This is a genomic window from Phyllobacterium sp. SYP-B3895, from assembly GCF_009647635.1.
Lineage (GTDB): Bacteria > Pseudomonadota > Alphaproteobacteria > Rhizobiales > Rhizobiaceae > Phyllobacterium > Phyllobacterium pellucidum.
Window position 1 is genome coordinate 328,364 of record NZ_WJIG01000003.1, and the last position, 15,146, is coordinate 343,509.

The following is a 15,146-nucleotide window of genomic DNA, read 5'->3' on the forward strand; positions in this document are numbered from 1 at the left end:
GCATGGTCAGGCCGCCGTGGCAGCGTGGACGGGGTGCGCGGCGCGGGCACCAACTTGCAGCCGATTCCAGAGGTTGATCATGCCGATCGCTATCGTGAGATAGGTGAGTTCGCCCTCATTGAACTGGTCTTTCACAAGGGCATAATCCTCATCGGGGGCACCGGTCTTCGCAACCCTGGTCAGGGACTCGGTCCACGCCAGGGCCGCGCGCTCGCGATCAGTGTAGAGCGAAGATTCGCGCCATGCATCGAGCATGAACAACCGCATTTCGGTTTCGCCGCGCGCGCGGGCGTCACTCACGTGCATGTAGATGCAGTAGGCGCAGCCGTTGATCTGGGAAGCGCGCAGCTTGACGAGTTCCCCCAGGCTGGGCTCGAGCCCGCCGGTGGCGAGGACCTTCTCCACTTTGGTAAGAGCTTCAATGAGTTCGGGAGCAGTTTTGAATGGCATGAAGCGGGGCGACATTTCGGGTCCTCCTTGAAAGGTGATTTGCGCGCCCATCATGACCCTGGCAGGCGCGATCGCTATCGTACCGGATGGGGAGCGATCCTATTCTTTCGTTCAGGTGAACCATCCCGCATTGCCAGGGGCCGCGCGGCCCCGGTCGCCCGTTTCGGCAAACGATTGCTGATCGAGGCCGATCGCGCGTAACCGAACCGCCGCGCCCCTCAATTTCAAACTGCTCAATGTCACCCTCGGTATGGGCCATCCAAACCTATGGATGGGATGCAGGAGCTCGGCTCAGCCGCTAATTTTTCAAATGCGAGCCGTGTTAACCGGACGCGACAGGGATGATGAATGCAGGAGTTTTTCCGGTTTCTTCCTGCAGCCGACGAACTGGCAGGCGAGCATCGAACCTGTCCGGCCCAATCCATCGAGGAGAACTCCATGAAAGAACCCACTCCGATTGAAGCGATCGAAGCATCCCGCCGCGACGTCCTGCTGTTAGCGGCGAGCGCGACGGTCTTTGCGGCCATGTCGTCGACGGCGTTCAGCGCAAAGCGGGTTTCACCTATGACCGCGAACCAAACAGAAAGGAACTACACAATGGGAATGCTGAAGACCAAAGACGGGACAGAAATCTTCTACAAGGATTGGGGAACGGGACAGCCCATCGTCTTCCATCATGGTTGGCCGCTCTCCAGCGACGATTGGGATACGCAGATGCTCTTCTTCCTAGACAAGGGATATCGGGTCATCGCCCATGATCGTCGCGGCCATGGGCGTTCGACCCAAACGGCGACCGGCAATGACATGGATACTTATGTCGATGATTTCGCTCAGCTCGCAAATGCTCTTGACCTGCGAGATGCCATTCATGTCGGCCATTCGACCGGCGGCGGCGAGGCAGCCCACTATGTGGCTCGCCATGGCAAGGGGCGTGTTGCGAAGCTCGTCCTGATAAGCGCGGTTCCGCCAATATTGGTGAAAACCGCCGCTAACCCAAACGGCACCCCGTTGGATGTCTTCGACGGCCTGCGCCATCAACTCGCAGCCAACCGTGCGGATTTCTACTGGAATTTTCCAATCCCCTTCTATGGCTTCAACCGCGAGGGGGCGACTTTATCTGAGCCCGTGCGCGCAAACTGGTGGCGGCAGGCAATGATGGGCGGGGCGAAGGCTCAATACGACTGCATAAAAGCCTTCTCCGAAACGGACTTCACCGGCGACCTGAAGGCCATCGATGTTCCGACGCTGGTGTTGCATGGCGACGACGACCAGATCGTTCCGGTTGCCGATTCGGCGCTGTTGACCGTGAAGCTTTTGAAGCATGGCACACTGAAGGTCTACGAGGCATTTCCGCATGGGATGTGCACGACCAATGCGGACGTCACCAACGCCGATCTGCTTGCGTTCATAAGAAGCTGAGCGATGCATCGGCAGCGACCGGGCGTCGCTGCCGACATCAAGTCGATGATGGGTCGCCAATAATCGAAGGTGTTAGATGGAAAGTTTTCACGACAAGGTTGTCATCATAACTGGTGGCAGCAGCGGCATCGGTTTGGCGGCAGCCAAGCAATTTGCGGCGCAGGGCGCTAAAGTCCTCATTACCGGACGCCGCTCTGGCGTTCTTCAGGAAATCACTGCCGCAAATCCCAACATCGAGGGCCTTGTGGCGGATGCAGCCGATCCGGCAGCAGCACATCAGACGGTCGATGCTGCCATCAGACGCTGGGGTCGCCTCGATGTTCTCGTCAACAATGCCGGAGCTGGTGCAATCAGGCCGCTGATCGAGAGCGATGCCGACACCATATCCAGTGTGTTCGCCGTCAATGTAACGGGACCGCTGCTCCTTGCCGCGGCGGCAGTCCCACACCTGGCGGAGACCAAAGGCACGATCATCAACATGTCGAGCACATTCGGCAGCAAGGCAGCGGCAGTGCTTTCCATCTATGGATCGAGCAAGGCGGCGGTCGAGCACCTCACCCGTTGCTGGGCACTGGAACTCGCCCCGCAGGGGATACGCGTCAATGCTATCGCGCCGGGGCCCGTGGAATCCGATTTCCTGCGTGATCGCATGAACCTGTCGCCAGAAGAAATCGTTGCGGTCATCGAGCAGGAACGCAAGGCAATTCCGCTCGGCCGGCGCGGGGTGCCGGACGACGTGGCCATGTGGATCGTGCACCTTGCCGATCCGCGCGCCACATGGATGACAGGGCAGGTCATTGCCGTCGACGGGGGCCTTGTTACGACGTAGGCGGAGAGGCGGCTTTTACAGCCGTGCACACGGGCCCTACAAGCAAAAAGCACAGGCTATTGCGGCACGAACCCGGTTCAGTGCCGCCATCGCCTGTGTCTCTAGAAAGGGTCGCCTCTAGCGGCAGCGCGCCGTATAGATGCGGCCGTTCCGGTCGCGGTACTGACAATACCCGTTGCGCAGGTTGCGGACCAGCAGGCCGCCAAGCGCGCCGACGCCCGCGCCAATCAGTGCACCTTTGCCGCCATCAGCGATACCACCGATAATCGCGCCCGCCGCAGTGCCGACGCTGAGGTCCTTTTCGGTCGTTGTGCAGCCTGCCAACCCCATGATGAGGGCGACTGTCAGTACGAACTTTGGCATTGAATATTGGTTTTGCTGAACGCGATTGTCTGGGACCAGATTCATGGTGAGGCTTTCCGTTTTGAAAGGGAACATAATCGGGTGTCACGCTGCGGCGAAGTTTGCCAGCGAAGTTGATATTGGCATATCGGAACACAAAGTCACGCGATTTTAGCGAGGCGCCTTGATGGGATGAGCCATCGATCTGCCAAGGCAAGTTGATAGCGTCCTCAGTCACTTATCTCCGGCCTCGTGCAGTAAAGCGCTAGCGGCTTGTCGCCGTTCATTCGGCCATATTCACTGACGGGCGCCTCCTTGCTCTGGAGGAACCCCCGCATTTTGTTGTAAGCTTTTGGATCGGACGAAAACGTTTGGTTCGCCACAACCTTCTGCAATCATGGATTTCCATGAGGTGCGATAAGCGTAGTGCTAGATTACACTATCGTATGACGTCGGCAGCTCTGAAATCGATAGTCAATGGTATAGGAAGCGTAGGCGGCCCGATGGTTTTCTTTGTCGGGGAGGAGCAGCCGATTATGCAGATGGAAATTGCCAATCAAATGCAGGCCGAAGAGGCGCTGCGCGATCGGGAGCGCGAGCTTTCCTTGCTCGTTGATATGGTTCCCAGTCACCTCTGGCGCCTTACACCCGAGGGTGAACCGACATTCTTCAATAGACGCATGACCGATTTCCTGGGTCTGGACGTTCCAGATACCGACAAACCCGGAATGAGCCGGCTGGACGTGCTCATAAGCACGGTGCTGCATCCACAAGACGCAGTGGAGTTTGGCGAAACGCTCCGCCACAGTCTCGCAACCGGCGCCGCCTTTTCCTTGAAGTATCGCCTGCGCCGAACCGACGGGCTCTATCGTTGGATGTCAAGCCGCGCCGAGCCGCTTCGCGACCACACCGGACGCATCGTTCAATGGTACGGTCTTTGCCATGACATCGACGACCTGGTGACGGCCCAGGAGGCGCTGCACGATCGGGAGCGGGAACTGTCGCTGCTCGTCGACATGGTCCCGAGCAATCTCTGGCGGCTGACCCCGCAGGGAGAGACCACCCTCGTCAACAAACGCATGGCGGACTTCCTCGGGATGGACTTGGAGGACACGCAACAACTGGCGGTGGTGTTCGATACTATTTTCCACCCCGACGATGCCGGGGAGGTGGAGGCCGTTCTCGGGAGCTGTCTGCGCACGGGCGAGCGCTTCTCGATGAAGTATCGTCTGCGCCGCGCGGATGGCGTATATCGCTGGATGTCCGGTCGCGCCGAACCTTTGCGCGATGAAGATGGAAATATTGTCCAGTGGTTCGGCCTCTGTCACGATATCGATGATCAAATGCACGCGGAAGATGCGCTTCGACGCGCATACGACAAGCTCGCCCAGGCGACGCAGGCAGCGAGCCTGGCCGAACTGTCTGCGTCTATCGCGCACGAGGTAAATCAGCCGCTGGCAGCCATCGTCGCCAATTCCCATGCTTGCTACCGTTGGCTTTCCGCGACCCCTCCAAACGTCGAACGTGCCAAGATCACGGCCGAGCGCATCACTCGCGATGCGAATTCGGCCGCGGATGTCGTGAGCCGCGTGCGCGCACTCTTCCGCCGAACGCCGCATGCCAGGTCGCCTGAAGATGTCAACCGGTTGACCGGTGAAGTCTGCCAACTGATGGTTGATGAGGCCGCGGCCAAGAACGTGCGCATCAGGACGGACCTTGCCCCTGACCTGCCGTCGGTTGCGCTCGATCGCGTCCAGATACAGCAGGTGCTCGTAAACTTGATCCGCAACGGCGTCGAAGCAATAGAAGCCGCGGATGATAGCCTGCATGTGCTGCAGATCCTTTCCTCATTCGATGGCCCCGACGCCGTTCGGATTGAGGTTCGCGATGACGGAACGGGCTTCAAGGACGCCGAGCGGGTCTTTGAGCCATTCTTTACGACCAAGCCGCATGGGATGGGTATGGGGCTCGCAATCTGCCGTTCGATCATCGAATCGCACGGGGGCCGCTTGTGGATGGCCAACAACGAGACGCGCGGGGCGACCGTCGCTTTCAGGCTGCCGTTGGCGGCGAGCGAGACGCCATGAACCCGCGCGATGAAATCGTCTTCGTGGTCGATGACGACGCACGCGTACGCGAGGCGCTGGGCGAGCTGCTGGAATCGCTCGGGTGGCGAACCGAAACTTTTGCTGCCGCCACCGATTATGTCGCCGGTCCGAAGCCGGATCTCCCCGCATGCCTGATCCTCGATGTCGAACTCCCTGACGTCAACGGTCTGGAATTTCAAAAGCAGCTATCGAGTGACGCGCATCCTCCGATCGTGTTTATCACCGGCCATGGCGATATTCCGTCATCGGTAAGGGCCATTCAGGGTGGGGCGGTCGACTTTCTTGCCAAGCCGGTCGGGGAGGATGATCTGGTCGCGGCAGTGCGGGCGGCGATCCGGCGCGACCGTGAACAACGTACGACGCGCGCCGAACTGGCTGAGCTTATGCGCCGCCTGTCGGCGCTTACGCCGCGCGAGCGAGAAGTATTGCCACTCGTTGTCAGCGGCCTTCTCAACAAGCAGGCGGCAGCCGAACTCGGCATCAGTGAGATTACTCTCGAAATCCACCGCAGCAAGATCATGCACAAGATGGAAGCGGCATCGCTCGCCGACCTGGTGAGGATCGCCGAGAAGCTGCGCATCCCTGTCACTCATTCCAGACGATCCGGAAGCTCGCGCGAATGTACAACCAGAAGTCTGTAGTTGCGATCGTCGATGATGATCAGCGCCTGCTCGACTCGCTCGAGGATCTCCTCGAATCCGCGGGACATGCCGTTCGGGCGTTTTCGTCCGCCAGGACACTGCTGGAGAGCAACGCTGCGCATGAAATCGATTGCCTGATTACCGATATCGGCATGCCCGGTATGGATGGCTTTGAACTGCAGCGCTTAATGAAAGACAAACACCCCGACCTGCCTGTGATCCTGATTACGGGCAGGCACGAACTCGCAGAGCAAATGCAGCCCAAACATGGCTGGTTCTTCCGCAAGCCTTTCGACGGGCAAGCGTTGCTTGCAGCGATCGGCGATGCACTGACTGGAAAGGGGACTCCAAAATGAGCATAAGCTATCATGCAAATGTAAGCCTGGGGCAGACCGTACCCGATCGATCGCAGACCGTGAGCGATTGGGGCGGGGCAGAGCATCCATTGGTTATATTCGTCGATGACGATGCGAAGCTCCGTGAAGCACTCGACGAACTGATGCAGTCGGTGGGCCTCGACACCATCAGCTTCGGCTCGACGCAAGAGTTCCTCGAAGCCGAGCTTTCTGATCGGCCGGGATGCATTGTCGCCGACGTGCGCATGCCCGGCGTGAGCGGTCTCGATCTCCAGCATCGGCTCCTGGAAAGCGGCGATGTCAAGCCGATCATCTTTCTTACCGCCCATGGCGACATTCCGATGTCCGTTCAGGCGATGAAGGCCGGAGCGGTGGATTTCCTCACCAAACCGGTACGCGACCAGACGTTGCTCGATGCCATAGCCGCGGGAATTGACCGCGACGCCAAGCAGCGCGCCCAAGCGCGGATCGTTACCGATCACCTGAGCAAATTTGCGCTGCTCACACCACGCGAGCGTCAGGTGATGCAGGAAGTCGCGATTGGCCGTCTGAATAAACAGATCGCATTCTGCCTTGGCATCAGCGAAATCACCGTAAAGCTTCACCGCTGCAACGTCATGCGCAAGATGAAGCTCACCTCAGTCGGCGAACTCGTTCACGTCTGGGAGGCGCTGCCTGAAGGCGTGCGCAATTCCGTGGAAGCTCAGCCTTGTCCTGCCAAAATTGCCGATGCCGGCCGCCTCGCGATTTCGCATCGACCGGCCATGGCAGTTTGAACAATGTGGCGGCGGGTTCGGCCGCGGCCGCGCTCGACGCTTCACGGCAGTTTCAAGCCGGAGCTTCAGTCGTTCCGGCACCAGTCGTTTCGCGAAGGCGGCGATTGACCGCCATCGCCAGCGCCCATGCCCCGGCGGTGATTGCCACGCAAGCTGCGGCGAGTCCGGCATAGCCCGCAGACGTGATCGTCGCACCAGCGAGCAGGGGGCCTGCTGCGAAGCCAAGAAGATAGGCCGAACCCGCCGCTGCCGCCCAACGGCCGCTGCGGTCAAGTGCTGCTGAAAGACCAAAAAGATAGGGGATCGAAAAATAGTAGATCACCACCGACGCGATGAGGGCGACCAGATAGACAATCGCGCTTTGCGAAAAGCAGAGCGCAATTGTAATGAGGACGAAACCGACACAGAACCCTGTGATCGGGATTGCCCGGCCCCAGCGCAAGTTGAGAACGGTGGCGGCACCAGCGCCCAGAAGTCCGATCAAGGATGCGATGGTCAGCGCATAGCTCACTTGCGATGTGTCAAGGCCGGCGCGCTCGCCGAGAGGCGCGCTGAAGGTGTAGACCGCAGCGGAAGCAGCCAGATAAAGCATGATCGCCGCAAACGTCATGACGCCGATCAAAGGTGGGGCCGCCACCACCAAAGCCGCAGATCGGTGGACGTTTCGGGCGCGGTCGTTCGGAATGAGGAGTAGTAGCGGGGAGAGTGCGAGAGTGACCCCCGCGATAAATGCAAAAGTGCCCCGATGTGCGAATGCGGCGGTGAGTTGGCCGCCGATAGCGAAGAGCCCAACGCTTCCAAGGGCCCAGACGACCTGAAAGTAGCCGTAAACCTTATCCGGGTTTCTGCAGTGGGAAGCGACAATGGAAAGCGACACAGCGTAGATTGCGCCTTCCCCGACACCCGCGAAGCCGCGAAGAAATGCGAGCGATCCGAGAGAAGTGGTAAATATCGACGCTCCTTGCGCCAACAGTGTCAAAGCAACGGCGGCGAGGCAGACGCTCCTATAGGAAAACCGGGGCAGAACAGGCGCAATCAGGATCGCAGTGGCAGCAAGGGTTACGAACTCCACGAAGGCGACAAAGCCTGCGTCGCGCTCTGAAAGCGAAAGTCCGTCCATCATCCCGCTGACGAGGAAGGGTGCCATTTGCGGCACCAGTCCGCCGATCACCTGCGCGGCGATCGCACCGACCACGACGGGCCACGAATCGCCCGCTGCTGAAACGTCCCGCATCGCATCAGTTCCCATGGTGCCCTCCCACAAGTGCCACAGGTTGAAGTCATGCCATCAAGTGGCTGACGGCCGCTTCCCTCTGGCGGCGCGCCAGGTGCTTTCTGCCAGAATGAGAATGCATCCGGCAAGCAGCAACAGCCCGCCAGTCAGACCCGGCAACCCCGCAAATTCCACGGCTGCAGCTATAATAGCGCTCAGCAGGATCGACAGAAGCGCCAGTGCGCCGTCGTCGATGAACATGCCGATCAATTCCTTCAACGCGGAGGCGAGAAAGCTCATCGGAATACTGCCTTTACCTGACCTTCGTTATAGCCGCGCAGCAGACGCACGGCCATCAGCGAGAATAGTGCAAGAACGACGAAGATGGCGATGAGTGAAAGATCGGCGCCCGGCCAGTGCGCCCCAAGGCCTTCTCCGGTCCAATAAACGCCGAAGGCGGTCAGCAGCAGGCCGACGACGAATTTCAGCGTGTTCTCCGGAACGCGAGCCAGTGGCTTATGCACCGCTGCGCCAATGGCGAGCACCAGCAGGCACGCAACGGCCGCGCCAAGCGCCGCATAACCGATCATCCCGCGTCCGGCGCCGACGGCAATGACGATGAAGACCACTTCGATGCCTTCGAGGAGGACGGCCTTGAACGCCGCCGTGCCGGCGATGAAGTCAGCGCGGCGCTCGGCGGCCTGACGCTTGAGCAAGTCTGTTTCCTTGGCAAAGGCTTCCGTCTCGTCATGCAGGGCAATGAATCCCGACGCGCGCAGGATCGCCTTGCGCAGCCAGCGCATGCCGAACAGGATCAGCAGCGTGCCGATGACGAACTGCAGCAGTTCCACCGGAATCAGGCCAAGGAGCGGCCCGAGGACTATGACGATCAAAGCAAGGACGACGAGCGGGAGAACCGTGCCGATTATGGCGGGCCGCCAGCTGCGCGATACGCCTACGGCGAGAATGATGGTGAAGGCTTCGACGACCTCGACGAAGGAGCCAAGGAAAGCCGCCGTCATGGTGGAAGCGATTGTCGTGATGTTCGTCATGGAATAAATCGCTCCGTAATCAGAGGTTTAGGCAACGTGGCACTGTAACGGTTGCCGGCGCAACCGCTAGATAGACGCAAAGCCGTGTCAAAAATTTAATCGAATCCATCGACGTGATCCACATTTGCTGCCCGGTGGCGGATCCAGGTCAACGCTCCAGATTGCATGGCTCGCATGCAATTTTGTGCATTGCAATATCCTCGGGTGAACACTATCTCCAAACTGTTGGGTTCTTCTCCTCCCAGAAACCCCAACCCGGAATGTACTGCACCTCCTCCCGCGGTACATTTACAATCAGGACCGCTGCACCTCCTCCCGCAGCGGTCCTTTTCGTTTCTGCCTCATTCCGATTTGTCCGCCGTATCCTGTGACTTGGCCAGTTCCTGCACGGTCTCGGCAAGGGTCACAACTTCCTTTTCGCGCATCTGGTCGATTTTCTGATGCAGGAGTTCGATCTTCTCATGCAGCAGCTCGATCTCGAGTTCCGCCTTGATGTTTATCTTGTAGTCGTTCTCTGCTTCCTTGCGGTCGATATCCTGCTGCCGGTTCTGGCTCATCATGATGAATGGCGCCGCATAGGCTGCCTGAAACGAGAGAGCAAGATTGAGCAGGATGAAGGGGTAGGGGTCCCAATTGCGCACATATGCCGTGATGTTGAGGATGATCCAAAAGAACAGGATCGTCGTCTGGATGATGATGAACGTCCAGGAACCCATGGTCGCGGCGACCGTGTCGGCGATCTTCTGCCCCGGGGTTAGTTGCGCGCGATCGGCCGGCTTCTCCTTGCGATGTTCACGGCGAACTGCACGCAGATGATGCAGGAGCCTGAGTTCGGCTTCCTGCAAACCCCGCTTCACTTGCTCGACGTTAGGCATGGACGTGCTCCCCTATTCACTGAGACCTGATCGTGGACTGGCAATCAATGACGGAAATGCACTACAACTCAGGCAAAATGATTGCAGTTGAAAGGACGTGCAGAGTGCCAGCAACAGCCGTGTTCGAAAAGAGTTATTCCGCTTTCCTGTTCGACATGGATGGCACCCTCATCAGTTCGACCCTCGCCGCCGAACGGGTCTGGGCGAAGTGGGCCGAGAGTCACGGGATCGACGTCCGCACGTTCCTGCCGACGATGCATGGCGCGCGCGCTGTCGATACGGTGCGCCGGCTCGGCCTGCCGGGCGTCGACCCGGAAGCCGAAGCGTTGAAGATCACGCGGGCCGAGATGGACGACGTCGGCGGCATCTTCGCGCTCAAGGGCGCCGTTGAATTTCTTGGCAAGCTGCCGCAGGCCCAATGGGCGATCGTCACGTCGGCGCCGCTCGATCTTGCCAGGCGGCGTCTTGCGGCGGCGGGTGTTCCACTTCCGCAGACGATGGTGGCCGCAGAAGATGTCGCAATCGGCAAGCCCAATCCGGATTGCTATCTGCTCGCAGCAAAAAAGCTCGGCGTCGATATCGGCGATTGTCTCGTCTTCGAGGATGCGGTGCCCGGCATCCTGGCCGGCGATGCGGCCGGTGCGGATGTGCTTGTCATCACGGCAACCCACAAGCATGCGCTCGAGACCGCGCATGCCGTGGTGTTCGATTATCGGCATCTCGACGTGGTTGTCGAAGACGACGGGCGGATGTCGCTGCGCAGGGTTGATGTAGCGTAACGCAAGGGCGCCGTCGGGCGCCCTTGTTTGATTTCAAGGTCAGGTCTGTCAGACGTACACGTTGTCCGGCGTCAAATCTTCAAGCGAGGCATTGGCAATGAGGATGCTCGATGTCGAAGCGCCGTCGCCGTCTAGATCGACGAGCACACCGTTCTCCGTCTGGGTGGCGGCGTGCATGAAGTCCTCGAAGGAATGCAAAGTCGAAATGAGGTCACGCTGGACGATGATAATGTCGCCCTCGGCTCCATTGAAGTCAGTGATGACATCATGGCCCTGTCCGGCGATGCTGTTGAAGATGAAATAGTCCCCGCCGGCCCCGCCCGACAATACGTCATCACCGGTTCCGCCGGTGAGTTCATCATTGCCGTCTTCCCCATAGAGCATGTCGTCGCCATTGCCGCCATGCAGCGTATCGTTGCTGAAGCCGGCGCGCAGCAGATCGTTGCCGTCGCCGCCTTCCAGAAGATCCGCATGGCGTCCGCCGATCAGAACGTCGTCGCCCTGGGCGCCATAGAGTTCGAAATGCTCGACGTTGAAGATGTGCTGGCCTTGCAGCCCGGTGGTGCGCACGTCGATATATCCGCCATCCCGCTCGGTGACCGTGAGCCGCAAAAGGTCGTCGCCTTCACCACCGTCGATGAACGCAAATGAATTGCCTGCATTGAGAATGTCATCGCCGCTCCCGCCATCCAGATAATCTTCGGCGTTGGGAATGTCGTTCTGCAGGCCCTGTACGCCCGCATAGAGAGTATCGTTGCCAGCGCCACCCTCGAGATGATCGGCGCCTCGACCGCCTACCAGAAGATCGTCGCCGTCATTGCCGATGAGCTTGTCGTCATTGTCAGTGCCGACCGCTAGATCGCCGTGCTTGCTTCCATAGAATTCGAGACGCTCTATGCCCGTCGCGTACTTCGTTTGTGAAGGATACGCATAAGGGTATTCGGAAGTTGAAAGCTGGATATCGCCGTGGTTCCACGCCTGGTAAACGGCCTTGAAACCGTCGCTGTGGCTCTCATAGCGATCGTAATCGGTCACGTTGACGATGAGGGTGTCGAAGCCGGCGCCGCCGGAGACCTTCGACAGGCTGCTTATTTCGATGGTATCGTTGCCTTCGCCAGCATTGATGCGGTCGAAACCCCCGCCACCGACAATGGTGTCATTACCGGCATTACCAGTCAGGAAGTTGTCGCCCGCATCACCAACGATATGGTCATCGAACTTCGAACCATAAACGCCTTCGAAGCCGATGAGCTGGTCGCCCTCGGCTGCTCCGCCGTGCTGGACGATACGGTTGAGGTCGACATCGATACCCGACTTTGAGCCGGTATATTCGGCGATGTCCTCGGTGCCGGAGCCGCCATCCATGAAATCGGCGCCATCGCCGCCATTGATGACATTATTGCCGGCATCCCCGATCAAACGATCGTTGAAGGCCGAGCCGCTGAGATTCTCGATGCCGTGCAGCCGGTCGCCTTCGGCATCACCGCCGAACTGCTGGCCCGTGCGACGCAGGTCGACATCCACAGCTTCGGACGATGTCGTATAGCTCGCCCGATCATGGTCGGTGGTGGAATTGTCGAAAAGGCGGTCGGCTCCTGCGCCCCCGGTAAAAACGTTGTCCTTCGCATTGCCGGTGATGAAATCATCATGGGCCGAGCCCATGACGTTCTCGATATCGATCAGCGTATCGCCGCTGGAATAGCTGAGCCCCGGCGTTACGGCCTGCCGTTCGATCTCAAGGTCGACATTGATGCCAGCCTCCGAGCCGCGATAATCGACTGTGTCGCGTCCTTCCCCGCCATCAATGCGGTCTTCACCGGCGCTGCCGATCAGCCGGTCATTGCCGGCAAGGCCGGACATGGTGTCCTCGTCGGCGGTGCCCTTGAGCACATCGACATTCTCAGAACCTGTGACATTCGCCATTTCCGAACTCCCCACGTTGGATGCTGGCGGCAATCTCAATCAATAAATATACGCAGTCAAATGTTTGAAATTACTTCAATAATCCGAGCAAATTCCCGAAACTGGCGCGTCAGGAACAATGTATTCGTCGGCTATTTGTTGCCCGGTTCAGGTTATTCGCGGAAGCATTCGCCCTACATTTTCGAAGCGACAACCTCAGGTGGACAACACCGATCAACTGAAGGTGATAGTTAATGTCGGATGGAACCAGCCGCCTACATCTACGTTGTTCAGCAAATAACGGAGGCGACAATGAAAGAACATCGGTGGTCGACAATTATCGGAATACTGGCAGGGTTGTCGGTGGGTGCAGGCGTAGGTGAAGCAATGATGGGAAATATATTGCTCGGCCTATTGATCGGTTCGGCGATGGGCGCCTTCATCGGGTCTAACACGCACGTCCATCGCGACTACTGATCCTGTTGCCTCAAGAAATCTGCTCAGCTGTGCAGCGCACGCAAACGTGTGGTGTTCAGGAGCCCCTGTTCCTGAGCACGGGATATGCCATTGCGGCGAGCAGGGAGTTGATTTGCTTGAGATCGCGAATGGTATCGAGGTGGATTGAACTCGTCTCGAGGCTGCGGGTCGTTCCTTCGCGCAGGCGGTTGAAATGCCTGTCGCTCGTTTGCTTCTCGGCGTCGCGCAAATGGTCCTTTTCCAATACCAGCTGATGCGCGGTTTCGCGATCTCGTGAAACGAGGACGTTGAACGCCATCCGCGCATTGGTCAGAACCCTTGCATGGAAATCGCTGAGTTCGCGCCAGCCCTCATCGGTAAACTGCAGCTTGCGGTCCATCTTCTTTTGCACGAGCGCCAGCATGTTGCGCACGATGATATCGCCGACCTGCTCGAGTTTGACGCAGGCGCCGAGAAGTTCGCGCGCCCGGCCCACCTCATAATCCGACAGTTTCCGCGTTGTCAGTTTGGCTAGGTAAAGCTTGATGGCGGCGTGCTTGCGGTCGACCTTGTCATCGAGCGCCGAGAGTTCATCGATCCGCGCCTGGTCGGGATTTTCGTAAAGGTCGATAATGCCGCGCAGCATGATCTCGACCGTTTCGCAGACGCTGACCGTCTCGCGTGTTGCATTGGCAAGAGCAAGGCTTGGCGTATCGAGCACGCTTTCATCGAGCGCACTGAGTCCGACATGGTCGATGGGCCTTTGCGGCCCAGCCGGTGCGTTGAGCGCCACCACCGCCCGCGTCGCCTTGAGAACGAGCGAGGACAGTGGCACCCCGGCAAGAAGAATGATCACATTGAAGAGGATGTGGCCGTTGATCACCTGGTCGGCCGGCGTGCTGCCAAGAACGGCAACGGGCGGACGGAAGGCGAGATAGAGCGTCAGGATGACGATGGAGCCGAGCCCGCGCATCAGGAGATTGCCCATGGGCACGATACGGGCTTTCGGTGCGGCGTTGCGGGTAAGGACCGGTGCTATGAACGACGAGCCGAGATTGACGCCGCAGATCATGACGATGCCAAGCTCAGGCTGGATCAGGCCGCGCGAGGCGAAGGTGACAACGAGCAGCACCGCCGCAATGCTCGAATGGAAAAGCCAGGTCATGAGGGCCGCGATAAGGAACGCCGTCACCGGGTCGGTATTAAGGTAACTGACGATGACCGGCAGGAGTTCGCTGTTGCGCAACGGTTCGGTGGCCTGCCCGGTCATTTCGAGCGACAGCACCAGCAGTCCGATACCGACGAGAATGCGGCCCATCTGCCGCCAGTTGCTGCGCTCGGTCGACATGAAGATTACCGTGCCGGCGACGAGGCAGAGCGGCACCAGCAGCGTCAGGTCAAAGCTCAGGATCTTGACGACGAGCGCCGAGCCGACCTCCGCGCCGCGCACTGCCATCAGACCGGCAATCCCGCTGACAATGCCGGACCCGACAAAGGAACCGACGAGGAGGCTGACTGCGGTCGACGATTGCAGCGCGATCGACAACATCAAGCCCCAAAGCACGGCAAGCACGGGATTGTGCAAAACGCCGCGCAGGCTGCGGCGCATGCGCTCGCCATAGGCGCGCTCGACACCGGTGCGGACCATGCGCGTTGCCCACAGGAGCAGCGCCACCGCGCCGGCCAAATGCAACAAAACCGAGGAACCGTTCACTTGGTGCAATCCATTCGTGTTGGAGATTGCGGTATAGCAGCCAGAAGAATCTAGCAGCCGATTGTTAAGATAACATATCGCGGTAAAAGCGAAAAAAATATGTTCCGGCTAAGAAAAATCATGTCGCATTTGGCATAATTTATCAGTTTGATGACAGATTTGTGTCGCTCCGGCAAAGGTTTGCCGGCTATGCAAACTCGTAAAGTTCGAGCCGAATCATCATAACGCGATGAA

At 59.0% G+C, this 15,146-nt stretch carries 14 protein-coding genes and 2 pseudogenes; 8 read left to right on the forward strand and 8 right to left on the reverse strand.

Annotated elements, in window-relative coordinates; all coding sequences use genetic code 11:
- Positions 1 to 6: 6 nt before the first annotated feature.
- On the reverse strand, positions 7 to 465 hold the full coding sequence (locus GF108_RS14185) for a carboxymuconolactone decarboxylase family protein (protein WP_027233355.1): 459 nt from the start codon (positions 463 to 465) through the stop codon (positions 7 to 9).
- Between the two features lie 582 nt (positions 466 to 1,047).
- Between GF108_RS14185 and GF108_RS14190 the strand changes: the two genes are divergently transcribed.
- Both GF108_RS14190 and GF108_RS14195 read left to right on the forward strand, forming a co-directional pair.
- Positions 1,048 to 1,869, forward strand: coding sequence for an alpha/beta fold hydrolase (locus GF108_RS14190; protein ID WP_210386093.1), 822 nt, complete (start codon positions 1,048 to 1,050; stop codon positions 1,867 to 1,869).
- Between the two features lie 76 nt (positions 1,870 to 1,945).
- Positions 1,946 to 2,698, forward strand: coding sequence for an SDR family NAD(P)-dependent oxidoreductase (locus GF108_RS14195; protein ID WP_153668492.1), 753 nt, complete (start codon positions 1,946 to 1,948; stop codon positions 2,696 to 2,698).
- A gap of 117 nt (positions 2,699 to 2,815) precedes the next feature.
- Here GF108_RS14195 and GF108_RS14200 read toward each other — a convergent pair whose 3' ends face one another.
- Positions 2,816 to 3,061: a glycine zipper family protein gene (locus GF108_RS14200; RefSeq protein WP_091924015.1), complete on the reverse strand. Its 246-nt coding sequence runs from the start codon at positions 3,059 to 3,061 to the stop codon at positions 2,816 to 2,818.
- Positions 3,062 to 3,576: 515 nt separating this feature from the next.
- Here GF108_RS14200 and GF108_RS14205 point away from each other — a divergent pair.
- From GF108_RS14205 to GF108_RS14220, 4 genes and pseudogenes are all read left to right on the forward strand, one after another.
- Positions 3,577 to 5,127, forward strand: a pseudogene (locus GF108_RS14205) (PAS domain-containing protein); the annotation flags it as partial.
- Entirely contained in the window at positions 5,124 to 5,789 is a 666-nt protein-coding gene (locus GF108_RS14210) for a response regulator transcription factor (RefSeq protein ID WP_153668494.1), read from the forward strand. The pseudogene GF108_RS14205 and the gene GF108_RS14210, both read left to right, overlap by 4 nt.
- Positions 5,768 to 6,145 carry a response regulator transcription factor gene (locus GF108_RS14215; protein WP_153668495.1) on the forward strand — a complete coding sequence of 126 codons (378 nt, stop codon included), beginning with the start codon at positions 5,768 to 5,770 and terminating at the stop codon, positions 6,143 to 6,145. The genes GF108_RS14210 and GF108_RS14215 overlap by 22 nt, the downstream gene beginning before the upstream one ends.
- A complete protein-coding gene (locus tag GF108_RS14220) occupies positions 6,142 to 6,921 on the forward strand; it encodes a response regulator transcription factor (protein ID WP_153668496.1) in 780 nt (259 codons plus the stop codon). Before GF108_RS14215 ends, GF108_RS14220 begins: the two co-directional genes overlap by 4 nt.
- Before the next feature lie 52 nt (positions 6,922 to 6,973).
- Here GF108_RS14220 and GF108_RS14225 read toward each other — a convergent pair whose 3' ends face one another.
- The 4 genes from GF108_RS14225 to GF108_RS14240 form a co-directional block, all read right to left on the reverse strand.
- The gene (locus tag GF108_RS14225) at positions 6,974 to 8,170 is read right to left on the reverse strand and encodes an MFS transporter (RefSeq protein ID WP_246663959.1); all 1,197 of its coding nucleotides are present in this window, start codon (positions 8,168 to 8,170) and stop codon (positions 6,974 to 6,976) included.
- A gap of 39 nt (positions 8,171 to 8,209) precedes the next feature.
- A complete protein-coding gene (locus GF108_RS14230) occupies positions 8,210 to 8,434 on the reverse strand; it encodes a hypothetical protein (protein WP_153668497.1) in 225 nt (74 codons plus the stop codon).
- Complete coding sequence (locus tag GF108_RS14235) at positions 8,431 to 9,186, reverse strand: COG4280 domain-containing protein (RefSeq protein WP_153668498.1); 756 nt, start codon at positions 9,184 to 9,186, stop codon at positions 8,431 to 8,433. Before GF108_RS14235 ends, GF108_RS14230 begins: the two co-directional genes overlap by 4 nt.
- A 341-nt stretch (positions 9,187 to 9,527) precedes the next feature.
- On the reverse strand, positions 9,528 to 10,061 hold the full coding sequence (locus GF108_RS14240) for a DUF1003 domain-containing protein (protein ID WP_027233347.1): 534 nt from the start codon (positions 10,059 to 10,061) through the stop codon (positions 9,528 to 9,530).
- Between the two features lie 104 nt (positions 10,062 to 10,165).
- Between GF108_RS14240 and GF108_RS14245 the strand changes: the two genes are divergently transcribed.
- Positions 10,166 to 10,840, forward strand: coding sequence for an HAD-IA family hydrolase (locus tag GF108_RS14245; protein WP_370462173.1), 675 nt, complete (start codon positions 10,166 to 10,168; stop codon positions 10,838 to 10,840).
- Between the two features lie 48 nt (positions 10,841 to 10,888).
- Here GF108_RS14245 and GF108_RS14250 read toward each other — a convergent pair whose 3' ends face one another.
- The gene (locus GF108_RS14250) at positions 10,889 to 12,763 is read right to left on the reverse strand and encodes a calcium-binding protein (RefSeq protein ID WP_153668499.1); all 1,875 of its coding nucleotides are present in this window, start codon (positions 12,761 to 12,763) and stop codon (positions 10,889 to 10,891) included.
- A 291-nt stretch (positions 12,764 to 13,054) separates the two neighbouring features.
- On the opposite strand from GF108_RS14250, the gene GF108_RS14255 reads away from it, so the two are divergent.
- A complete protein-coding gene (locus GF108_RS14255) occupies positions 13,055 to 13,219 on the forward strand; it encodes a hypothetical protein (protein WP_153668500.1) in 165 nt (54 codons plus the stop codon).
- Between the two features lie 23 nt (positions 13,220 to 13,242).
- Here the strand turns inward: GF108_RS14255 and GF108_RS14260 are convergent.
- A pseudogene (locus GF108_RS14260) lies at positions 13,243 to 14,912 on the reverse strand (Na/Pi cotransporter family protein).
- Positions 14,913 to 15,146 lie beyond the last annotated feature (234 nt).